Annotated in this window: 19 protein-coding genes; 8 read left to right on the top strand and 11 right to left on the bottom strand. The window is 72.9% G+C overall.

Annotated elements, in window-relative coordinates:
• Nucleotides 1-7: 7 nt before the first annotated feature.
• From ACFY7C_RS02795 to ACFY7C_RS02775, 5 genes are all read right to left on the bottom strand, one after another.
• Nucleotides 8-2,929: an NHLP bacteriocin export ABC transporter permease/ATPase subunit gene (locus tag ACFY7C_RS02795; RefSeq protein WP_389645911.1), complete on the bottom strand. Its 2,922-nt coding sequence runs from the start codon at nt 2,927-2,929 to the stop codon at nt 8-10.
• Nucleotides 2,930-2,996: 67 nt separating this feature from the next.
• Nucleotides 2,997-5,234 (bottom strand): NHLP family bacteriocin export ABC transporter peptidase/permease/ATPase subunit, encoded by a 2,238-nt coding sequence (locus tag ACFY7C_RS02790; protein ID WP_389642673.1) that lies wholly within the window; start codon nt 5,232-5,234, stop codon nt 2,997-2,999.
• A complete protein-coding gene (locus ACFY7C_RS02785) occupies nt 5,231-6,001 on the bottom strand; it encodes an HlyD family efflux transporter periplasmic adaptor subunit (protein ID WP_389642671.1) in 771 nt (256 codons plus the stop codon). The genes ACFY7C_RS02790 and ACFY7C_RS02785 overlap by 4 nt, the downstream gene beginning before the upstream one ends.
• 105 nt (nt 6,002-6,106) lie before the next feature.
• The gene (locus ACFY7C_RS02780; RefSeq protein WP_389642669.1) at nt 6,107-6,358 is read right to left on the bottom strand and encodes a hypothetical protein; all 252 of its coding nucleotides are present in this window, start codon (nt 6,356-6,358) and stop codon (nt 6,107-6,109) included.
• Between the two features lie 438 nt (nt 6,359-6,796).
• Nucleotides 6,797-7,780 carry a LuxR family transcriptional regulator gene (locus ACFY7C_RS02775; RefSeq protein ID WP_389642664.1) on the bottom strand — a complete coding sequence of 328 codons (984 nt, stop codon included), beginning with the start codon at nt 7,778-7,780 and terminating at the stop codon, nt 6,797-6,799.
• A 136-nt stretch (nt 7,781-7,916) separates the two neighbouring features.
• Here ACFY7C_RS02775 and ACFY7C_RS02770 point away from each other — a divergent pair, with 136 nt between their 5' ends.
• The 4 genes from ACFY7C_RS02770 (at nt 7,917) to ACFY7C_RS02755 (ending at nt 12,821) form a co-directional block, all read left to right on the top strand.
• Nucleotides 7,917-9,326, top strand: a complete 1,410-nt coding sequence (locus ACFY7C_RS02770; protein ID WP_389642661.1) for an aminopeptidase P family protein — start codon at nt 7,917-7,919, stop codon at nt 9,324-9,326.
• A gap of 242 nt (nt 9,327-9,568) precedes the next feature.
• Nucleotides 9,569-10,657: a substrate-binding domain-containing protein gene (locus ACFY7C_RS02765; protein ID WP_389642658.1), complete on the top strand. Its 1,089-nt coding sequence runs from the start codon at nt 9,569-9,571 to the stop codon at nt 10,655-10,657.
• 29 nt (nt 10,658-10,686) lie between these two features.
• The gene (locus ACFY7C_RS02760) at nt 10,687-11,490 is read left to right on the top strand and encodes an ATP-binding cassette domain-containing protein (protein ID WP_389642655.1); all 804 of its coding nucleotides are present in this window, start codon (nt 10,687-10,689) and stop codon (nt 11,488-11,490) included.
• Nucleotides 11,490-12,821 (top strand): sugar ABC transporter permease, encoded by a 1,332-nt coding sequence (locus ACFY7C_RS02755; protein WP_389642652.1) that lies wholly within the window; start codon nt 11,490-11,492, stop codon nt 12,819-12,821. Before ACFY7C_RS02760 ends, ACFY7C_RS02755 begins: the two co-directional genes overlap by 1 nt.
• A gap of 78 nt (nt 12,822-12,899) precedes the next feature.
• Here ACFY7C_RS02755 and ACFY7C_RS02750 read toward each other — a convergent pair whose 3' ends face one another.
• The gene (locus ACFY7C_RS02750) at nt 12,900-14,090 is read right to left on the bottom strand and encodes an alpha/beta hydrolase family protein (protein WP_389642650.1); all 1,191 of its coding nucleotides are present in this window, start codon (nt 14,088-14,090) and stop codon (nt 12,900-12,902) included.
• Nucleotides 14,091-14,257: 167 nt separating this feature from the next.
• Between ACFY7C_RS02750 and ACFY7C_RS02745 the strand changes: the two genes are divergently transcribed.
• Nucleotides 14,258-14,458, top strand: coding sequence for an antitoxin (locus ACFY7C_RS02745; protein ID WP_389642647.1), 201 nt, complete (start codon nt 14,258-14,260; stop codon nt 14,456-14,458).
• A gap of 100 nt (nt 14,459-14,558) precedes the next feature.
• Here ACFY7C_RS02745 and ACFY7C_RS02740 read toward each other — a convergent pair whose 3' ends face one another.
• From ACFY7C_RS02740 to ACFY7C_RS02730, 3 genes are read right to left on the bottom strand one after another with little or no spacing between them, the layout of a single operon-like run.
• The gene (locus ACFY7C_RS02740) at nt 14,559-14,981 is read right to left on the bottom strand and encodes a CBS domain-containing protein (protein WP_389642644.1); all 423 of its coding nucleotides are present in this window, start codon (nt 14,979-14,981) and stop codon (nt 14,559-14,561) included.
• 56 nt (nt 14,982-15,037) lie between these two features.
• The gene (locus ACFY7C_RS02735; protein WP_389642641.1) at nt 15,038-15,622 is read right to left on the bottom strand and encodes a type 1 glutamine amidotransferase domain-containing protein; all 585 of its coding nucleotides are present in this window, start codon (nt 15,620-15,622) and stop codon (nt 15,038-15,040) included.
• On the bottom strand, nt 15,619-15,942 hold the full coding sequence (locus ACFY7C_RS02730; protein ID WP_389642638.1) for a plasmid stabilization protein: 324 nt from the start codon (nt 15,940-15,942) through the stop codon (nt 15,619-15,621). Before ACFY7C_RS02730 ends, ACFY7C_RS02735 begins: the two co-directional genes overlap by 4 nt.
• Before the next feature lie 234 nt (nt 15,943-16,176).
• On the opposite strand from ACFY7C_RS02730, the gene ACFY7C_RS02725 reads away from it, so the two are divergent.
• The 3 genes from ACFY7C_RS02725 to ACFY7C_RS02715 all read left to right on the top strand — a co-directional run bounded on the left by ACFY7C_RS02725 (nt 16,177) and on the right by ACFY7C_RS02715 (nt 20,089).
• The gene (locus ACFY7C_RS02725; protein WP_389642636.1) at nt 16,177-17,070 is read left to right on the top strand and encodes a SigB/SigF/SigG family RNA polymerase sigma factor; all 894 of its coding nucleotides are present in this window, start codon (nt 16,177-16,179) and stop codon (nt 17,068-17,070) included.
• Nucleotides 17,071-17,255: 185 nt separating this feature from the next.
• Nucleotides 17,256-18,293 (top strand): LLM class F420-dependent oxidoreductase, encoded by a 1,038-nt coding sequence (locus ACFY7C_RS02720; protein WP_389642634.1) that lies wholly within the window; start codon nt 17,256-17,258, stop codon nt 18,291-18,293.
• Nucleotides 18,290-20,089 carry a thiamine pyrophosphate-requiring protein gene (locus ACFY7C_RS02715; RefSeq protein WP_389642631.1) on the top strand — a complete coding sequence of 600 codons (1,800 nt, stop codon included), beginning with the start codon at nt 18,290-18,292 and terminating at the stop codon, nt 20,087-20,089. The genes ACFY7C_RS02720 and ACFY7C_RS02715 overlap by 4 nt, the downstream gene beginning before the upstream one ends.
• A gap of 58 nt (nt 20,090-20,147) precedes the next feature.
• Here ACFY7C_RS02715 and ACFY7C_RS02710 read toward each other — a convergent pair whose 3' ends face one another.
• Both ACFY7C_RS02710 and ACFY7C_RS02705 read right to left on the bottom strand, forming a co-directional pair.
• The gene (locus tag ACFY7C_RS02710) at nt 20,148-20,657 is read right to left on the bottom strand and encodes a hypothetical protein (protein ID WP_389642628.1); all 510 of its coding nucleotides are present in this window, start codon (nt 20,655-20,657) and stop codon (nt 20,148-20,150) included.
• Between the two features lie 5 nt (nt 20,658-20,662).
• Nucleotides 20,663-20,941 (bottom strand): hypothetical protein, encoded by a 279-nt coding sequence (locus ACFY7C_RS02705; protein ID WP_389642625.1) that lies wholly within the window; start codon nt 20,939-20,941, stop codon nt 20,663-20,665.
• Nucleotides 20,942-21,115 lie beyond the last annotated feature (174 nt).

Raw genomic sequence — 21,115 nt, 5'->3', positions numbered from 1 at the left:
CGCCCGGTCAGCGCAACTGGCGGCGCACCAGCTCGTGGAACAGACCGCCCGCGTCCGCGAGCAGCTCCGCCGGTGTGCCCTGCTGGACGACCCGGCCGTCCGCCATCGCGATCACCCGGTCCGCGCCCATGACCGTCGAGAGCCGGTGGGCGATCACCACCCGGGTCGCGGCCAGCGCCCTCGTCGACTCGATCACCACGCGCTGGGCCTCGTTGTCGAGCGCACTGGTCGCCTCGTCGAGGAACAGGATCCGGGGCTTGCGGATCAGGGCCTGAGCGATCATCAGGCGCTGCCGCTGACCGCCGGAGACGGTGCCGCCGCCGTCCGACAGCATCGTGTGCAGGCCCATCGGCATGGCCCGTATGTCGTCGGCGAGCCCCGCGAGGGTCACGGCCTCCCAGGCCTCCTCCAGCGTGTACGCCTCGGCGCCGCGCAGACAGTCCAGGATCGAGCCCGTCAGCGGCCGGGCGTGCTGCAGCACCACCCCGCACTGGCGGCGCACCGCCGCCTGGTCGAGCGCGGCCAGGTCCTGGCCGTCGTACAGCACACTGCCCTCGGTGGGACGGTCGAAGCCGATGAGCAGCCGCAGCAGCGTCGACTTGCCGCAGCCGCTCGCCCCCACGATCGCCACGAACTCCCCGGGCCGCACCGTCAGGTCGACCCCGTCGAGCACGAGCGGGCCGTCCTCGGTGTAGCGGTACGACAGCTGCCGGGCCTCGATCGCGCCGCTGAGCACGCCCGGCCGCGCCGCCCCGCCGCGCACCTCGGGCGTCGCCCGCAGGATCGGCTCGACCTGCTCGAACACCGGCAGCACGGCCGCGACCGAAAGCAGCGCCCCGGTCACCTGGGTCACCGAGGACAGCAGCATCGTCAGGGCGGTCGAGAAGGTGAGGAACTCGGCGGCGGACAGGGTGCCGCGGGCCGGTCCGGCGAGCAGCATGAACATCACCAGACTGCACAGCGGCAGGCACACCGCGCCGAGCACCGTGAGCGCGTTCTGGATCCGGCCGGCCCGCTGCTGGAGCACCCGGGTACGGGCGAACTCCCGCGCCCAGGCCGCGTAGGCGAAGCTCTCGGCGGCGGCGACCCGCAGCTTGGGCAGCCCGCGCAGGGTCTGGAAGGCCTGGTTGTCGAGCCGGTTGCCGAGCTCGACGAGCCTGCGCTGATAGCGCAGCTGCCAGAGTCCGAGGCCGAGGAACACCGCCGCGACCACCAGCAGCAGGGCGAGGGCCACGAGCGCCAGCGGCACGCTGTGCACCAGGAGCAGGACGAGGTTCGTCACGCCGACCGTGCCCGCCTGGAGGCAGACCGGGGCGACTCCGGCCAGCATGCGGCGGATGGCGCCGATGCCGAGGGCCGCGTTGGCCAGCTCGCCCGTCGAGCGTCCGGTGAAGAAGGTCGTCGGCAGCCTCAGCAGCCGGTCCCACACCGCCGGCTGGAGCGTGGCCTCGATCCGTCCCTCCATGCGCAGCAGGGAGACGTTCTGCAGCAGCATGAACGCGGCGGAGACCACGGCGGTCGCCACCAGCGCGACGGCGGTCAGCACGATCAGGTCGCGCTCGGCGGCCGGGACGTACTCGCCGAGGACCCGCCCGGTGGCCACCGGCACGGTCGCGCCGAGGACCACCGCGACCAGACCGCCGAGCATCAGGTCGCGCAGCTCCTGGCGGGTGCCGCGGAGGCTGAAGCGCAGCAGCCGGGGCAGTCCGAGGCGGCCCTCGGGCAACGGCCGGTAGAACATCACGGCCCGCCGCTCGAAGTCGGCCTCGTTCGCCTCGCCGATCCGCTCCCGCCGTCCTCCGTCGCGGTCGACCGCCACATAGCCGCCGCGCCGCCACAGCAGGGCGACCGGTGTGCCGTCCGCCTCCCGCCGGCCCACCAGCGGCCCGTAGTTCTCCCGCCACCAGCGCCCGCGCAGCCCGACCTCCCGGGTGCGCACGCGCGCGGCGAGCGCGACGCGGTCCACCGGGTCCGTCCGCTCGGCGCCGGACCCCGCCTCCGCGGCGACGGCCGAGGCGACCGTGTCGGGCAGCGCGATCCTGGCCTCCGCGGCCACCAGCCGGCACACCGCGAGGGTGGCGTCGGCACCGTCGCCGCCCCGGTCGCGGCCGCCGGGGCGGCCGAGCGCGGCGAGCAGGGCGCGGTCCGCCTCGCTGCCGGCCGCACGGCCCGCCGCCAGACCGGCCGCCGTACGGTCCTCCTGGGCGCGCTCGCGCTGCTCGATCCAGTCGTCGAGGGCGTACAGCAGCCGGTACTGCTGCTCGACCATGCCCTGCCACAGCGTGGCGTCGACGAGCAGGGTGCCCGCCGCCTCCGCCTCGTAGGCGGCGCCGTACGCCAGGCTGCCCGGGGTGACGTGCATCCAGACGATCTCGTCGTCACCGCCGGCCCGGGTCTCGCCGAACCTCCCGTCCAGCGGCGCCTCGTAGAGCACCCGCAGACCCCGGCCGACGCCGAGCGCGAAGGCGTTCTCCAGCGGGCTCGCGACCGGCACGCCGACCGGGGAACCGGCCGGGGCGGTAGCCCCGTACCCGTCGTACGCCCCGTATCCGCCCTGTTCCTGATGCCACGAGCCGTCCCAGGCCCCGTTCCAGGTCCCGCCCCACGTCCCCTGCCCGGGCGCCGTCCCGTACTCCGGCCGCCGCAGCTCGCGCAGCTCGATCCGGCGCAGCAGGCACTCCTGCGACGGCCGGCCGACCAGCGTGTGCCGGGGGCCCTCGGCGGGGCCGAGCAGCAGCGCGCCCGCCTCCACCCGGCCGAGGAAGTGCCACGCGCCGGCGTGCGCCGCGTCCACGGCGAACAGGTCGAGGCTGCCGTGGACGACCAGCCACAGCACCGACGGACCCTCCAGGGACAGGCTGCGCAGGCCCGAGCAGTCGACGGGCGTGCCGAGCCCGCCCAGCGCGGCGAGCACCGGGTCGGAGGGCAAGGCGGCCGCGGCGACGGACGACCCGGCGGAGAGGCCGGCGGAGGGGCCGGGGAACGGGGTGGTCACCTCAGTGCTCCTTGACCAGTTCGGCGTACGGGCCGCCCGCCGCCACCAGGTCGGCGTGCCGCCCGCGTTCCACGACCGTGCCCCGGTCGAGGACGAGGATCTCGTCGCTGTCCCGCACGGTGCTGAGCCGGTGGGCGATCACCACGCACGCGCAGCCGCGGCGCCGCAGGTTGTCGATGACCTCCCGCTCGGTCACCGCGTCCAGGGCGCTGGTCACCTCGTCGAGCACCAGCACGCTCGGGTCGCGGACCAGGGCCCGGGCCAGCTCCAGGCGCTGGCGCTGGCCGCCGGAGAAGTTCCGGCCGTCCTGCTCGACCCGGCTGTGGATGCCGCCGGGCCGCCGGGACACCACGTCGAGGACGGCGGCGTCCGCGAGCGCGGCGACCACGGCCTCGTCCGGCACCGACGGGTCCCACAGCGCCACGTTGTCCCGGACGGTGCCCTCGAAGAGGAACACGTCCTGGTCGACGAAGGCGACGGACGCGGCGAGCGCGCCGCGCGGGATGTCCGCGAGCCGCATCCCGTCGATCCGGACGGCCCCTTCCCAGGGGGCGTACAGGCCGGCGATCAGACGCGAGACGGTGGACTTGCCGCTGCCGGATCCGCCGACCAGCGCGACCTGCCGGCCGGGCCCGACCGCGAGGGAGAAGTCCGTGAGCAGCGGAGGGTCCAGCGGGCTGTAGCCGAAGGTGACGCCGTCGAGCTCCACATGGCCGGTGAGCCGCCGGGCACCGCCGGCCGGCTCGCGCCGGGTGTGGACCGGGTCGACGGGGAAGTTCTCGACGTCCTTGAGCCGGGCGACGTCGGCGGCGAAGTCCTGCGCCCGGCCCGCCACCGCGCCCAGGCGGGCGATCGGCGTGGTGAAGCCGGTCACCAGGGTCTGGAAGGCGACCAGCAGACCCACCGTCAGATGGCCGTCCACCGCCCGCAGGCCGCCGATCATGAGGATGAGGGCGCTGTTGAGCGCGGCCAGGGTGGGCGCCACGATCGCGAGCCACGCGCTGGGCACGCCGAGCCGCTGCTGCACGTCGAGGGTGACGGCGTGCTGTCCCGACCAGCGGCGGAAGAAGCCGTCCTCGCCGCCCGTGGCCTTGATGGTCTCGATCAGCTGGAGGCCGCCGTACGAGGTGTTGGTCAGCCGGGCGCTCTCGGCGCGCAGCTTGTGGGTGCCGGTGGCCCTGACCCGGACCGCGATCCGCAGGGCCACCACGTTGAGCAGCGCGACGCCGACGCCGACGACGGTGAGCTGTGGGTCGTAGGTCCACAGCAGCACCGCGTACAGCAGCACCACGACCGCGTCCACACCGGCCGCGGACAGATCGCGGGCGAGGGTCTCGGCGACGGTGTCGTTGGACCGCAGCCGCTGCACCAGGTCTGCGGGGCTGCGCTGCGCGTAGAAGGCGACGGGCAGCCGCAGCAGATGCCGCAGGAAACGGGCGCCACCCAGGGTGGAGGAGACGATGCGACCGCGCAGCAGATTGGTCTGCTGGAGCGCGGTGAGCGTGGCGGTGAGCACCAGTGCGGCCGCCATGGCCGTGAACAGCACCCCGAGCAGCGAGGTCTGGCCGCCGATGAGGAAGGTGTCGATGTACGTACGGCTCAGGGCCGGCACCCACGCGCCGACGGCGACCAGCAGGACGCTGGAGAGCACCGCGGCGGCCATCGTGCCCGACGTGCCCCGCAGCCGGGCGGGCATGGCGCCCAGGATGCCCGGCCGGCGGCCGCCACGGCGGAAGGCGGCGCCGGGCTCGAGGACCAGCACGATGCCGGTGAAGGCGGTGTCGAACTCCTCCATGGGCACGAACCGGCGGCCCTTGGCCGGGTCGTTGACGTACACCCCGGCGCGGCCGAAGCGGCGTCCCATGCCGTCGTAGACGACGTAGTGGTTGAACTCCCAGAACAGCACGGCAGGGGCCGCGACCTCGGCGAGCGCCGCCAGGTCCATCTGCATGCCCTTGGCCTGGAGCCCGTAACCGCGCGCCGCCTTCAGGAGGTTGCTCGCGCGCGAGCCGTCGCGGGAGACGCCGCAGGCGATGCGCAGCTCCTCCAGGGGCACGTGGCGGCCGTAGTGGGCGAGCACCATCGCGAGCGCCGCCGCGCCGCACTCCACCGCCTCCATCTGGAGCACCGTGGGGGTGCGGACGGTCCGGGGCCTGCGGCCCTTCGGGAGGGGGCGGCGCCGGGGCGCGGGGCGGCGCCGGGCCGGGGAGGTCTTCTTGCGCGGGTTCAGCCGGTTCACGGGAGCAGCCAGTCGACGGGGCGTTGCGAGGAGAGGTGGACGGCGCCGGTGACCGGGGTGCCGGAGTCGTCGTCGTCCGGGCGGCCGCCGGAGCGGTCCAGAGTGACGAGCACCGCCACGGGATTGCCCTGCCGGGTGAACTGCGCGGCGAGTCCGTCGTCGCCGAGGAAGCCGCCGATCTGCGCCCGTGTCTGCGGCGCGCGGCCCACCGAGCCGACCCGGCCGCGGAGCACCGCGCTGCCGTCCCCGGCCACCGAGGGGAGGGTGACGTCGACCCGGGCGCCCGCGCGGATGGTCGCGGTGTCGCCGGCCGACATGTACAGGACCGCCACGAGAGGGTCGTCCGGATCGGTGACGCGTTCGACGGTCGCCACATCGGCGCCGACGGCGAGGACCGCGCCCGTGCGGACGTGCAGCGCGGCCAGTCGGCCGCCGGCCACGGCTCGCACCGGCCGGTCGCCCCGCTCGGTGCGGACGACGGCGAGCGGCTGATCGGGGGAGATGCGGGCACCTTCGGTGACGAGGACCTCGGTCACCTGTCCGGCGACCGGGCTCTGCAGCAGATACCTGCCCTCGGCCCGGGTGAGGATCCCGGGCGCGCTCGCCTTGGACGTCACCGTGCCGGTGAAGGCCCAGACGCCGGCCGCGGCCATGACGAGGACCGTGACGGCCAGGACGAGGCGGCCCTGGGGGCGGGCGAAACGCACCGGCAGATCGAGTTCTTCGGGCGACTGCAGCTTCGAAAGAGCCTTTTGGCGAAATTGCATGGACTGTTCCTTCGACTGCATTTCTCGCGCCGCGCCACGAAGACCGGCGGGGGCCGCGGACCCCGGGGGCGGGAAATACCCCCGGGGTCCACGGGCGCGGTCTGCTCAGAGACCGGCGAGACCGGTGATCGCGGCGGTGTTCACCGAGACGCCGGTGATGCCCTGGGCCAGGCCCGGGACGCCGGTGGCGATGCCCTCGACGGCCTGCACGGACTGCAGCGAGCCGACGGTGCCGAGCAGGGTGGCGACGTCACCGGTCGCGGCGCCGGCGAGACCGCCGCTCACGCTGATGACACCGCCGGAGACGGCGTCGAGGGCGTTGTCGTCGAGCTCGAGGGTCTCGATGTCGTTACGCATGGAGCGCACCTTTCGTCTGGGTGGGGGGAATCCAAAAGCCGCGGCGCGGCAGATCAAAGCACGCGAACGGGTGGCCGAGCCAATTCCGTTGACGCCCTTTCAGAGCTGTTCGTGCACGTCCGGCGACCGGCGTGCAGCATGTTTCACGCGAAGGTGACAACTTCTTCGCAGGAGCGAGTAACGGATTCGGGCGGTCCGGTCCACTCGGCGTATGAACAGGGTGATATCCGGCGGAAACGTCCGGCGCCGTGGGGCGAATCGAGGAGCGGCGGAGGAGGCCGGCTTCGCGGCACGTACACAATGTGCGGGTTCTCGACAGGTGCCGGTTCCCGGCAGGCCGGCCGGGGACGGGCGCGGGGAACGCGACGGGCCCCGGGGATCGTCCGATCCCGGGGCCCGCCGAAGACGCGGGGCACCACGCCCGCGGATGTCCGCCCGTCACAGCCACCCGGACCGCTGCGCCTGCAACGCCATCTGGAAACGGTTCGCCGCACCGAGCCGGGCCATCAGGACCTGCAGACGCCGGAACAGGGTGCGGCGGCTCACGCCGAGCTCACGCGCGATGACCTCGTCGCTCGCGCCGCCCGCGAGGAGCCGCAGCAACCGCCGGTCGGCGGGCGGCAGACCGGCCGGCCGGGCCGTGCGGCCGTGGAAGGGCAGGGCAGTGCGCCACGACTGCTCGAACAGCGCCACCAGCGCGGACAGCAGCCCGCACGGCTGGACGACCAGCACCGTGTTGACCACGTCGGCCTCCTGGATCGACAGCGACACCAGGGCGTACGCCTCGTCGATGATCAGCAGCTTGACCGGCACCGACGGCAGCACCCGCGCCTGCTCACCGGCCTCGATGCACGGCTCGATCACCGTGCTCAGCTTGGCCGGGTGCTCCAGAGAGGCCTGCGAGTACACGACGCGCTGCGTCACCCCCCGGGCGAGCGTGGCCAGCGCGTCCTCGGTGGCGCCCGCGATGGGCACGTACGGGGGCGAGTCGAACTGCCGGATCTGCTCGCGGGCACTGGCCCAGGCCTGCCTCATCCGCGGCCCGATCGCGTCCCCGGTGACGACCTCCACGAGATGGTCGTTGTAGGCGGCCAGCCGGTGCCGCCGGAACGACTCGAAGGCGCCGCCCACCGCGATCCTGGACTCCTCCAGCTCCGCCGCCCGGTGCCGGGCCAGGATCTCCAGGCCCGCCGCCGGCGGCACCGGCGCCACCACCTCCCCGTCCTTCGCGGCGGCGCTCGCGAGACCGGCGTCGACCAGCTCCCCGTACGCCGCCGCGAGCTCCGCCCCGCCCAGGCCCGCGGCCCGCCCCACCGCGCCCAGCGGCGCGGGCGCCGCGTCGAGCAGCGCCAGATAGACCCGGCAGGCCGCCTCGCCGACGCCGAGCAGCCGCAGCGCCTCCCCGAGTTTCGCGTTCGTCATACGACGCATTATCGGCGCGCCACGGCCCCGGGTGGCCGATCAGTGCCAGTGGCACTCTCCGGCCCACGGCGACCGTGCGCGGGGCTACGGTCCAGGAGCCGAACGCAGCGCACTCCCACCGGACGAAGGGGCACACGTGGCCAAGCGCCGAAAGAACGGTCTGTACACAGAGATCTCCCAGGAACTGTCCGCGCTCATGCGCACGGGCTGGGCGGACACCGAGCGCCATGACCTCACGCCCGACGAGCAGGCCCCGCACGCGGCCCGCCGCCGCGCCGCGCTCTCCGCGCGCTTCCCGGGCGAGCGCCTGGTGATCCCCTCGGGGAACCTCAAGGTCCGCTCCAACGACGACACCTACCCGTTCCGGCCGTACTCGGGCTATGTGCACATGACCGGCGACCAGGCCCGGGACGGCGCCCTCGTCCTCGAACCGCGCGCCGACGGCGGCCACGACGCCTACTGCTACCAGCTGCCGCGGGACAGCCGGGACACCGACGAGTTCTGGATCGGCTACCACGCCGAGCTGTGGACCGGGCGCCGCCGCTCCCTCGCCGAGTCCGAGCGCGTCCTCGGCCTGCCCTGCCGCGACGTCCGCACCGCCGTCCGGGACCTGGCCGCCGCCACGACGCCCACCCGGATCGTCCGCGGAATCGACCCGGCCCTTCAGTCCGCCGTCACCACCGACGAGGAGCGCGACGCCGAGCTGGAGGAGGCGCTCGGCGACCTCAGGCTCGTCAAGGACGCCTGGGAGATCGGCGAGATGCGCAAGGCCGTCGACTCCACCGTCCGCGGCTTCACCGACGCGGTCGCCGAGCTCTCCCGCGCCGTCGCCACCTCCGAGCGCTGGATCGAGGGCACCTTCTTCCGCCGCGCCCGGCTGGAGGGCAACTCCGTCGGCTACGGCTCGATCTGCGCCGCCGGCGAGCACGCCACGATCATGCACTGGACCGACAACGACGGCCCCGTCCGCCCGGGCGAGCTGCTGCTCCTCGACGCCGGGGTGGAGACCCACACCCTCTACACCGCCGACGTCACCCGCACCCTCCCGGTCAGCGGCACCTTCACGCCCGTGCAGCGCCAGGTCTACGACGCGGTGTACGAGGCCCAGGAGGCCGGCATGGCCGCCGTCAAGCCCGGCGCCGCCTACCGCGACTTCCACGAGGCGGCCCAACGCCACCTGGCCAACCGGCTCGTGGAGTGGGGCTTCATCGAGGGCCCCGCCGAGCGGGCCTACGCACTGGGCCTCCAGCGCCGCTTCACCATGGCCGGCACCGGACACATGCTCGGCCTCGACGTCCACGACTGCGCCGAGGCCCGCAACGAGGACTACGTCGACGGCGTCCTGGAACCGGGCATGGTGCTCACCGTCGAGCCCGGCCTGTACTTCCAGCCGGACGACCTCACGGTGCCCGAGGAGTGGCGCGGCATCGGCGTCCGCATCGAGGACGACCTGCTCGTCACCGAGGACGGCCACGAGAACCTCTCGGCGGCCCTGCCGCGCTCCGCCGACGAGGTCGAGGCCTGGATGGCCCGCACCGCCGGCTGACCGCCGCCCACCCTTCCCGCCGGCTCGGGGAGCGGCGCCGTGCCACGGGGGCACGGCGCCGCTCCCGGACGGCCTTCCCCGCCGTGCACCCGGCCTCCCCGCCTCCCGGCCTGCGCCGCACCCGGGCCGGGGCTAGTGTCGATACATAGGCCATAGGTGCGCCGACGCTCCCGCGGCTTGGTGGTTCTCGCAGCCCCACAGCCCCGCGGTGGAGGGACCCGGGCGCGCGGAAGGAGCCCGCCATGACCCGTACAGTGCGAGCGGCGATCGCCCTCGCGGGAACCGCGGCCCTGTCCCTGGGCGTGCTCGCCACGACCGCCGCACAGGCGACGGACGAGGCGGCGGCCCGGCAGGACGTGAAGATCGGACTGCTGCTGCCGGAGAGCAAGACCACCCGGTACGAGAAGTTCGACCGGCCGTACATCGAGGCCAAGATCAAGGAACTGGCGCCCGGTGCCCAGATCGACTACTACAACGCGGCCGAGAGCGCGACGACCCAGCAGCAGCAGGTCAACACCGCCCTCGCCAAGGGCGACAAGGTCCTCATCCTGGACGCCGTGGACGCCAAGTCCATCCAGTCCTCCGTGGAGAAGGCCAACAAGGCCGGCGTGAAGGTCGTCGCCTACGACCGCCTCGCCCAGGGACCGGTCGACGCCTACGTCTCGTACGACAACCGCAAGGTCGGCGAGCTGCAGGGCAGGGCGCTCCTTGACGCGCTCGGCGACAAGGCCGACGACGGCGAGATCGTGATGCACAACGGCTCGCCCACCGACCCGAACGCCGCCGAGTTCAAGGCCGGAGCGCACTCCGTCCTCGACGGCAAGGTGAAGATCGGCAAGGAGTACGACACTCCCAACTGGGACCCGAACAACGCCAACCAGCAGATGTCCGGTGCCATCAGCGCACTCGGCAAGGACCGGATCGTCGGCGTCTACTCGGCCAACGACGGACTGGCCGCCGGCATCGCGACCGCCCTCAAGGCCGCCGGCATGAACGTGCCGCTCACCGGCCAGGACGCCCAACTCGACGCCATCCAGCGGATCCTGCTGGGCACCCAGACCATCACCGTGGAGAAGCCGTACAAGCCCGAGGCCGACATCGCCGCCCGGATGGCCGTCGAACTCGCCGAGGGCAAGCCGCTCTCCAAGGACCTCACCCCCACCACCGTCACCAGCGGCAGCGGCCAGAAGGTCCCGGCCACGCTGCTGACCCCGGTCGTGGTGAACAAGGACAACATCAAGGACACGGTCGTCAAGGACGGGCTGTACACGGTCCAGGAGATCTGCACGCCCGCCTACGCCGACGCCTGCAAGAAGGCCGGACTCCAGTAGCCGGCCGTCCCGCCGAGGAGGCGGTCGCGGTGCCGGAAGCACCAGTGCTGACACTGCGGGGGATCTCCAAACGGTTCGGCGCGGTCCAGGCCCTGTCGGACTTCGACCTCCAGGTCCGTCCCGGCGAGGTGGTCGCCCTCGTCGGCGACAACGGCGCCGGGAAGTCGACCGCCGTCAAGGCGATCGCCGGAGTGAACCCGCCCGACGGCGGCGTCATCGAGTGGCAGGGCCGGCCGGTCTCGATCAACCGGCCCCACGACGCCCAGCACCTCGGCATCGCGACCGTCTACCAGGACCTCGCGCTGTGCGACAACCTGGACGTGGTCGGCAACCTCTTCCTCGGCCGGGAACTGCGCCGCTTCGGGGTCCTCGACGAGGTCCGCATGGAGCAGCGCTCCCGCGAACTCCTGGACACCCTGTCCATCAGGATCCCCTCCGTCCGCATCCCCGTCGCGTCCCTGTCCGGCGGCCAGCGCCAGACGGTGGCCATCGCCCGCTCCCTGATCGGCGACCCCAAGGTCGTCATCCTGGACGAGCCGACCGCCGCGCTGGGCGTCGAGCAGACGGCCGAGGTCCTCGACCTCGTCGAACGGCTCCGCGAACACGGCCTCGGGACCATTCTGATCAGCCACAACATGGTGGACGTGATGGCCGTCGCCGACCGGATCGCGGTGCTGCGCCTCGGCCGTAACAACGGCTTCTTCGACAAACGGTCCACCACCACCGAAGAGATCATCTCCGCCATCACCGGGGCCACCGAGAGCGCCGTCACCCGCCGCCAGGCCCGGATGCGCGACGTGCGCGAACAGCGGGGGGAGGGCGAGGAGCCGTGATGAGACGCCCCCAGGACCCCGACGGCCACGGCGGCCGGGACGGACTCGGCGGCCGGGACGGCATCGGCGGGACCGTCGGGAACGGGCCGCAGCAGCCCGCGCCCGAGGCCGTGCCCGCCGTCGACAGCCGGCTGATCGTCCGCGAGGAGGGCTTCCGCGGTTACGTCGGCGAGTTCCGGCGCAAGCTGCGCAGCGGCGAACTGGGGTCCCTGCCCGTCGTCATCGCCGTGGTCATCATCTGGACCGTCTTCGGCAGCCTCGACAGCGCCTTCCTCTCCGCGCAGAACCTCTCCGACCTCAGCCAGCAGATCGTCGGCACCGGAATGATCGCCGTCGGCATCGTCTTCGTGCTGCTGCTCGGCGAGATCGACCTCTCCGTCGGCTCCGTCAGCGGCCTGTGCGCGGCGATCTTCGCCGTCCTCAACGTCCTGAACGGCATGAACGAATGGCTGGCCCTGCTCGTCGCCGTCGCCGGGGGAGCGGCCGTCGGCCTCGTCCACGGCTTCTTCTTCGCCAAGGTCGGCGTGCCCGCCTTCGTCGTCACCCTCGCGGGCAACCTCGCCTGGAACGGCCTCATGCTCCAGGTGCTCGGCACCAGCGGCACGGTCAACATCCCGAGCGAGAGCGTCGTCGCCGAGCTGTACTCGACGATCTTCTCCAGCCCGGCCGCCGCCTATGTCACCGCCGCCGTGGGCGTCGGGCTCTTCCTGCTCGCCTCACTCCTCGACGCCCGGCGCCGGCGAGCCGCCCGAGTGCCGTTCCGGCCGGTGGCCGAGATCGTGCTGCGTACGGTCGTCATCGCGGCGATCGCCTTCGCCGCCGCGTACATCCTCAACCGCTACCAGGGCCTGCCGCTGGCGCTGCTGATCTTCCTGATCCTGCTGGTGGTGCTGGACTTCGTGCTGCGCCGCACCCGCTACGGGCGGCAGATCTTCGCGGTCGGCGGCAACATCGAGGGCGCCCGCCGGGCCGGCATCAGCGTGCCCTTCGTGCGGATGAGCGTCTTCACCATCGCCGGCACCATGGCCGCGATCGGCGGGATCTTCCTCGCCGGACAGATCCAGTCCGCGAGCCAGACCTCCGGCGGTGGCAACCTGCTGATGAACGTGATCGCCGCCGCCGTCATCGGCGGCACGAGCCTGTTCGGCGGACGTGGCTCGGTGTGGTCCGCCCTGCTCGGCGCCCTCGTCATCGGCTCCATCCAGTCGGGCATGAACATCATGGGCGTCAGCAACGCCGTGCAGTTCATGATCACCGGCTCGGTGCTGCTGGCCGCCGTGGTCGTCGACTCCCTGTCCCGGCGCAGCCAGAAGGCCGCGGGACGCGCCTGAGGCCCTCAGGCGCGTCCCGGGCCCGACGAGGACGGCCGTCGATCCCGCCTCCGACGAGGACGGCCGTCACCGGACGCGCTACGGCCGGTGGAACGACACCTCAGGATGCTGCGCGCTCGGCCCCGTGAGCAGCGGCTGCGGCCGCCCGCGCAGATGCTGGTCGAAGAACGCGGCGAGATAGGCGCGCGTCACGGTCAGCGCCCGGTCGACCGGGATGGGGCCTGCGGGCAGGCCGAAGTGATGCTGGATCACCGGGCCGTCGGAGAAGCTGAAGTGGTCCGATCCGGACACCGTCAGCCAGCGTTTCCAGCCCCCGAGCGACCGCCAGGTCTCGTCCCAGCTCGTGTCCTCGCCGCCCGGGCGGTGGAACTCGTCCGTGCCGAGGAACAGGAACGGACGCCCGCCCAGGCCGTCGGCCGGCACCGCGTCCCAGAAGGAACCGTCCATGTTCACCCCGGCGTCGATCCGCCGGTCCGCGGCCATGGCCGCGGCGGCGCTCGCGCCGCCGATCGAGTGCCCCGCCATACCGATCCGGGACCGGTCGATCGCCCGCGTCGCGTACGGCCAGGCGGGCCGGGGGCCGGTGAGCCGGTCCAGGAGGAAGCGGACGTCCGCCGCCCGCGCGGCCGTCACATCGCTGCCCTTCGCCCGGCCCTCCTCCAGCGCGGTGCAGGCCACGCAGGTCAGGACCCGGCCGTCCGGGACGGCGGTGCCCGAGCTCTCGTAGGCGTGGTCGACGGACGCGACCACATAGCCGCGCGAGGCGAGGTCCACCGCGATGTTCGTGAGCGTGAAGCGGGGGACCCCGAAGCCGGGCGACAGCACCACCAGCGGGTGCCGCCCCGGCGCGGGCCGCGTGTCCGTCGCGCTGTACGTGCCCATGCCGGCCAGGGATCGTACGGCCGCGGGGTCCGTCACGCCCACGCCCTCCAGCAGCAGCCGGGCCTCCTCCTCGGTGGCGTACGGCGGGGACCCGCCCTGCGCACGGCGGGCCGAGGGATAGTGCAGCGTCACCATCAGCTCGCGGCCGTCCGCCGTGGGCACCCACGGGTCCGGCCGGGACCGGTCGACGAGGTGGAGGGTGGCGCTTCCGACTCCGAACTTTCCTGTGGGTGCGGGGAGTTGGAGGGGGTAGGCGGCGGGGGAGGTGACGGAGACCGGCGACGCGGCGGACGACGGGGTCGCCGCGGACGCGGGGAGGGCGGTCACGGGTAAGGCGACCGCGCAGGCGAGAAGGGCGGCAGCGGCCGCCCGAGTCAGCTTGACCATGCCGAGGACGTTACGGCGGCCCGCGCGGCCCCTGCGTCAGCCCACGGTCGGAGGTCCTCGCGACGGTGTAGCCCGCAGGTCGGACGCCCTCCTCCGCCTGCGGATGCGATCCGCGGGCCGGTCCGCGATCCTGGACGGGACAGGGGGGCCATCCGAGGAGGGCCGCGATGTCCGTGATGGACAAGCTCAAGCAGATGCTCAAGGGTCACGAGGACAAGGCCGGGCAAGGCATCGACAAGGCAGGCGACTACGTCGACGGCCGGACCCAGGGCAAGTACAGCCGCCACGTCGACACCGCGCAGGACAGGCTCAAGCAGCAGCTGGGCGACACGCCGCAGCGACCCCCGGAGGAGCCGCCCCAGCGGTGATCCGAGGCGACACGAGGGGCGCGCGGCCGATGTCCGGCCGCGCGCCCCTCTCGTCACCTCGTCGTCGTCAGGTCGACGTCCTCATGTCGTCGTCAGGCCGTCAGGACGACTCCTCGGAGACGGTGCCCACGAGGTCGCCGACCTTGTCGTCCGAGAGGGTTCGGGCGATGTCCGCCTGGGCGATGATGCCGACCAGGATGTGCCCGTCGATGACGGGGACGCGGCGGATCTTGTGCTCGCTCATCACCCGCAGCACCTCGCTCGCGTCGTCGTCGGCGGAGACGGTGACGATCTCGCCCTGGGCGAGCTCACCGGCCGTGCACTGCGACGGGTCCTTTCCCTGGGCGACGACCTTCACGACGATGTCGCGGTCGGTGAGCATGCCCTTCAGCCGCTCGTCGGGCCCGCAGATCGGCAGCGCGCCGACGTCGAGCTCGACCATCTTGCGGGCCGCGTCGACGACCGTCTCGGCGGCGCGGACGCAGGTGGCGTCCGCCGTCATGATGTCGCGTGCGGTGGTCATGACTTCTGCCTCACTCCTGCCTGTCCTCGTGTCGTGGGTGGGGGTAGGGGGGCGCGTCAGCTCGCGCGGTCCTCCAGGGCCTGGACGATGGCCGCGGAGAAGGCCTCCAGGTCGCCCGGCCTGCGGGAGGTGATCAGCGGGTGGCCGCCCGAGGTGTCCACGACGACCTCCTCGTCCTGCCAGCTCGCCCCCGCGTTCTCCAGGTCCGAGCGCAGCGAGGGATAGGAGGTGAGCTTTCTGTCCCGGACGACGCCGCTGTTCACCAGCAGCCAGGGCCCGTGACAGACCGCCGCCACCGGCTTGCCGGCCTCGGCGAAGGCCGAGACGAGACGCTGGGCCTGGTCGTCGGTCCGCAGCCGGTCCGCGTTGAGCGTGCCGCCCGGCACGACCACGGCGTCGTACTCCTGGGCGGAGGCGTCCCCGAAGGTCGTGTCCGGCTCGACGACCGTGCCGGGCCGCCGGTCCGAGACCACGGTGAGGACGGGCTCCTTGCGCTGCGCGGCGACCGTGACCCGGGCGCCCGCCTCGCGCAGCACGGCCACGGGCTTGTTCAGTTCGTCCTGCTCCGTGCCGTAGTTCGTGGTGAGGACGAGGACGTTCATTCCGTCGAGCGTCACGGTCGACAACTCCTCCTGTGTCATTTGTCCAGGTGCCGCTTCAGTTCCGCCTTGTTCATGGAGGACCGGCCGTGCAGGTTGCGTCGCTGGGCCTCCGCGTAGAGCTGGTCGTACGTCGGCCCCTCGGAGCCGCTGTGCGACCGCTTGCCACCGCGGCGCGAGGACGACATGTCCTCGGTGGAGCTCTTGCTCGCGGTCTTGGACTCGCCCGAACGGGCGCGTTCCTTGTTCACCGTGCGGGCGGCGATCTCCTTCGCGCGCTCCTTGCTCTCGCCCCGGTCGAGGGCGCTGTCCTTGATGTGTTCGTACTGGCGTTCCCGCTTCGGGCTCGATCCACGGGGCATCGTTCCGCTCCTCTCCGACGGGCCCTTCGGTGGGCACGGGGGTCTTTCTCGGCCGCTGCCCCCTCAACCGCGCTTCATGCGCAGACCGTGATCAGACGATAGGTTTCTGACCTGATGGCGACAATTCGTGTCAAACCGTCCAGTACCGGGAATCCTGTTCTCAGATGCCCGACGACGGACCGTGCCGCACGCCCCATGAGCGGCGCAGGCCCATCGCCCCGTCGAAGGAGCCTCATGTCCACCCGCACCGTCAGAACCACCACCGACCGGCTCGCCTCGGAGGCCGCGGCGATACGCCACGCGGCGCTGCAGGGCCTGCCCGAGATAGACCGGCCGTCCCAGGTCTCCACGGACGAGGCGCAGACGCTCTCCGCCTCGCTCCTCACCCGCCTGCGGGAACTGGAGGAGGGCACGCCGGAGCACGCCTACGTCCGCAACACGCTGATAGAGCTCAATCTGAGCCTGGTGCGCTTCGCCGCCCGCCGCTTCCGCAACCGGCCCGAGCAGCGCGAGGACATCGTCCAGGTCGGCACGATCGGCCTGATCAAGGCCATCGACCGCTTCGATCCCACCCGGGGCATCGAGTTCTCGGCGTTCGCGCTGCCGACGGTCGTCGGTGAGATGAAACGGTTCTTCCGTGACACCAGCTGGGCCGTCCGGGTGCCGCGACGGCTCCAGGAACTCCGCGTCGACATGGCCAAGGCCGCCGACGTCCTGGAGCAGCGGCTCGGCCACCGCCCCACCCGCGCCGAGGTCGCCGCCCACCTGGACCTGCCCGAGGACCGGGTCGCCGAGGGCGAGCTCGCGGCACGCGGCTACACGGCCCGCTCCCTGGACGTGACCGTGGCCGAGGACGACGCCCCGCGCGACAGCTCACGCCGTCTCGCCACCGCCGAGCCCGCGTACGAGCTGATCGAGGACTTCGCCTCGCTCAAGCCGCTGATCGCCCGTCTGGGCGAACGGGACCGGCGCATTCTGTCGCTGCGTTTCGGCGAGGACCTCACCCAGGCGGAGATAGGCGAGCGGCTCGGCCTCTCCCAGATGCACATCTCCCGCCTGCTCACCCGGATCCTCGACGAGCTCAGGGCGGGTCTCCTCCAGGACGGCCCGGAGTCGGCCGAGGGCTGACCCGACCCGTACCCGGGGCCTCGCTCTTTCGCCTCAGCGGCCTCCCGGACGCCTCGACGGCCTCCCGGATCCGGCACCCCCGGATCCGGGAGGCCGTTTCCGGCCCACGTTTCCCCCTCGGTCGCCAGGGCAGCCGCACACGGAACCCACCGGACGGAGCGACGACCCGCACCCATGGAGGTGTCATGACCGAGTTCGGCTACTTCCTGTCCTGCGAGGAATTCGGGCCCGACGAGCTCGTCGAGCAGGCCCGGATGGCGGAGGACGCCGGTTTCCGCTCGCTGTGGATCTCCGACCACTTCCACCCGTGGAACGACGAACAGGGCCACAGCCCCTTCGTGTGGTCCGTCATCGGCGCCCTCTCCCAGAGCTGCGGGCTGCCCGTCGAGACCGCCGTGACCTGCCCGACCGTCCGTATCCACCCGGCCGTGATCGCACAGGCCGCCGCCACCTCCCAGGTCATGCTGGACGGGCGCTTCCGGCTCGGACTCGGCAGCGGCGAGGCGCTCAACGAGCACGTCCTCGGCGACCCCTGGCCTCCCGCCGACGAACGTCTGGACATGCTGGAGGAGGCCGTCGCCGTCATCCGGAAGCTGTTCACGGGGGACGAGGTCACCCACCGGGGCCGGCACTACACCGTCGAGAACGCCCGCCTCTACACCCTCCCGGAGACCCCGCCCCCCATCGACATCTCCGCCTTCGGCCCCCGCGCCGCCGACCTCGCCTCGCGGATCGCCGACGGCTTCGTCACCACCGCGCCGGACGCCGACATGATCGCGCGCTTCCGGGCCCGCGGCCCGGACCGGCCCGTCTTCGCCGGGACCAAGGTCTGCTGGGCGCCGTCGCGCGAGGAGGCGGTCCGCACGGCCCACCGCGTCTGGCCGACCGAGCACCTGCCCGGCGAGCTCAACCAGATCCTCCCCACCCCGAGCCACTTCGAGCAGGCCTGCGAGCTGGTGACCGAGGAGACGGTCGGGCAGGGCGTGGCCTGCGGCCCCGACCCGGAGGAACACGTCCGGCGCCTGCGCGCATACGTGGACGCCGGCTTCGACCGCGTCCACATCGGCCAGATCGGCCCCGAGCAGCGCGGCTTCTTCGACTTCTACCGCAAGGAGGTCCTGCCGCTCCTCGACACAGCGACCGGAACATCCGGAGCGACGGGAGCGACCGGGACGAACGCGACGAACGACGGCCACGGAAAGAACGGAGGCAACCGGTCATGACCAAGGTGACCGTCGGTGACCACCTGCTCGACCGGCTTCGCGCCTGGGGCGTCAGCCATGTCTTCGGCTACCCCGGCGACGGCATCAACGGCCTGCTCTCCGCCTGGGCACGGGCGGACGACGACCCCCGCTTCATCCAGGCCCGGCACGAGGAGATGGCCGCCTTCCAGGCCGTCGGCTACGCCAAGTTCTCCGGCCGCGTCGGCGTCTGCACCGCCACCTCGGGTCCCGGCGCGGTCCACCTCCTCAACGGCCTCTACGACGCCAAGCTCGACCACGTACCCGTGGTGGCGATCGTCGGCCAGACCGACCGCAGTGCCATGGGCGGCTCCTACCAGCAGGAAGTCGACCTGCACAGCCTGTTCAAGGACGTCGCCGGCGCCTACCTGGAGACCGTCAACGTCCCCGAACAGCTCCCCAACGTCCTCGACCGGGCCATCCGCACCGCGTACGCCCGCCGCGCCCCCACCGCCCTCATCATCCCCGGGGACGTCCAGGACCTGCCGTACACCGCACCGGAGCACGCCCACAAGATGGTGCCCTCCAGTCTCGACGTGAGCGGCTGGACGCCGGTGCCCGACGACGAATCGCTCGCCCGCGCCGCCGAGGTCCTCGAGAGCGGCGAACGGGTCGCCCTGCTCGTCGGACAGGGCGCGGCCGGCGCCACCCGCGAGGTGGAGCGGATCGCCGACGTCCTCGGCGCCGGCGTGGCCAAGGCGCTGCTCGGCATGGACGTGCTGAGCGACGAACTGCCGTACGTCACCGGCTCCATCGGACTGCTCGGCACCCGCCCCTCGTACGAGCTGATGCGGGACTGCGACACCCTGCTGACCATCGGCTCGAACTTCCCCTACTCCGAGTTCCTGCCCGCGTACGGACAGGCCCGCGCCGTCCAGATCGACATCGACCCGCACATGGTGGGGCTGCGCTATCCGTACGAGGTCAACCTGGTGGGCGACGCCGCCGCCACCCTGCGCCGGCTGCTGCCCAAGCTCAACCGCAAGGAGGACCGGAGCTGGCAGGAGACCGTGGCCGGCAACGTCCGCCGCTGGAAGACGGTGATGGAACGCCGCGCCGGTCTCTCCGCCGACCCGGTCAACCCCGAGTACGTGGCCCGCGCCCTCGATCCGCAGCTCCCCGACGACGCCATGCTCACCTCGGACTCGGGCTCCGTCGCCAACTGGTACGCACGCCACCTCACCATGCGCGGCACCATGCGGGGCTCGCTCTCCGGCACCCTCGCCACGATGGGCTGCGGCGTCCCGTACGCGATCGGCGCCAAGTTCGCCCACCCCGACCGGCCCGCGATCGCCCTGGTCGGCGACGGGGCGATGCAGATGAACGGCATGGCGGAGCTGGTGACCGTCGCCAAATACGCGCTGGAGTGGACCGATCCGCGACTGGTGGTCGCGGTGTGGAACAACCGGGACCTCAACCAGGTCAGCTGGGAGCTGCGGGCCATGGGCGGCACACCGCCCTTCGAGCCCTCGCAGGCCCTGCCCGACGTGCCCTACGCCGACTTCGCCCGGTCCCTCGGCATGAACGGCATCCGCGTCACCGACCCCGACGACGTCGAGGACGCCTGGCGCCAGGCCCTCGCGGCGGACGGACCGACCGTCCTCGACTTCCGCACCGACCCCGCCGTGCCGCCGATCCCGCCCCACTCCACCTGGGACCAGATCGAGGCCACCCTCGCCTCCCTGACCCACGGCGACGGCCATCGCGGCCACGTCGTCGTCCAGGGCCTCAAGGCGAAGGCGCAGGAGATCCTGCCGCGCCGCCCCGGCGGCCGGTGACGCGCGGCGGGGCGCGGACGGGGAAGGCGGCGAAGACAGGGGAGGTGGCCGGCCGCCCTCAAGCGGCCGGCGTCTCTCCCGGCAGGGTCGCCCTGGTGTCCTTGTGGAGGGCCGTCGGGGGCCGGTCCGGGGCCGGAGGGTCGCCGACGTAGCGCTTGTGGGCGGCCGGCTGGTGGTCGACGCGCACCCGGTGGTGCTCCAGGGCCAGCTCATGGCCCTCGCCGTCGGTGAAGCGGCCCGTCACCTCGTACACCCCGCAGTGCGCCCGGCCCACCGGCAGCCGCTCCGCCGGCAGCCGCACCTCGTACGGACCGCCGGCCCGGAAGCCGCCCAGCACCGTCCGGGTGCTGCCGAGCACGGTCCCTTCCCGGATGCGGGAGTCCTCGAAGGCCACGCCGTCGATCTCCCGGCCGAGCCGGAAGGTGAGCCCGACACTCACCACCGCCCCTTCCGGGAGCGCCAGCGGCTCCGGCCCCTCGATATCGCCCCCGGTCTCCTCCAGGGGCACTTCGAGGCGCCCCAGCTCCTCCGTGTACAAGGAGACGTCCAGCAGTTCGAAATCCTTCACGACGGTCACCGCCTTTCGGCACGGGATCGGCGCACCGCGCGGACCGGCAGGACCGTGGCCCCCGCGGCGGCCTCGTCGTCGAACGCGCCGTGGGCGCCGTGGTCGCGGTCGCCGGTGCCGTCCGGCGGCACCCGGAGGCTGGGCGGGCCGGGGGCGCCGGCTCGTCGGTCTGTCGCCGCGTCGCATCCCGTACGGGCAAGGTACCGGCCCAGGAGTCCGGGGGCCATCCGGCCGGCCGCCACCGCGACCGTGGCGGGGAGTCCGACTCGCGCGGTGCCGCTCATGACCATGCTCCTCCGCCTCGCCCGCTCGCCGAAGCCCGACGTCCCGTCGTGCGACTGCCCCGGCGCGCGCGGAACACGCGTGGGGCACGGGGCCACCACCCGGCCACGGTCTGACGTCTGGTGACCGCCCACGCGGGTAGCCGCTCCGCAGGAGGTGTCCGCCACGCGCAGGAG

Source organism: Streptomyces sp. NPDC012769 (assembly GCF_042901205.1).
In the GTDB taxonomy this organism is placed as follows: domain Bacteria; phylum Actinomycetota; class Actinomycetes; order Streptomycetales; family Streptomycetaceae; genus Streptomyces.
The sequence above is the reverse complement of the archived record's forward strand: the minus strand, read 5'-3'. Positions and strand labels throughout refer to the sequence as shown.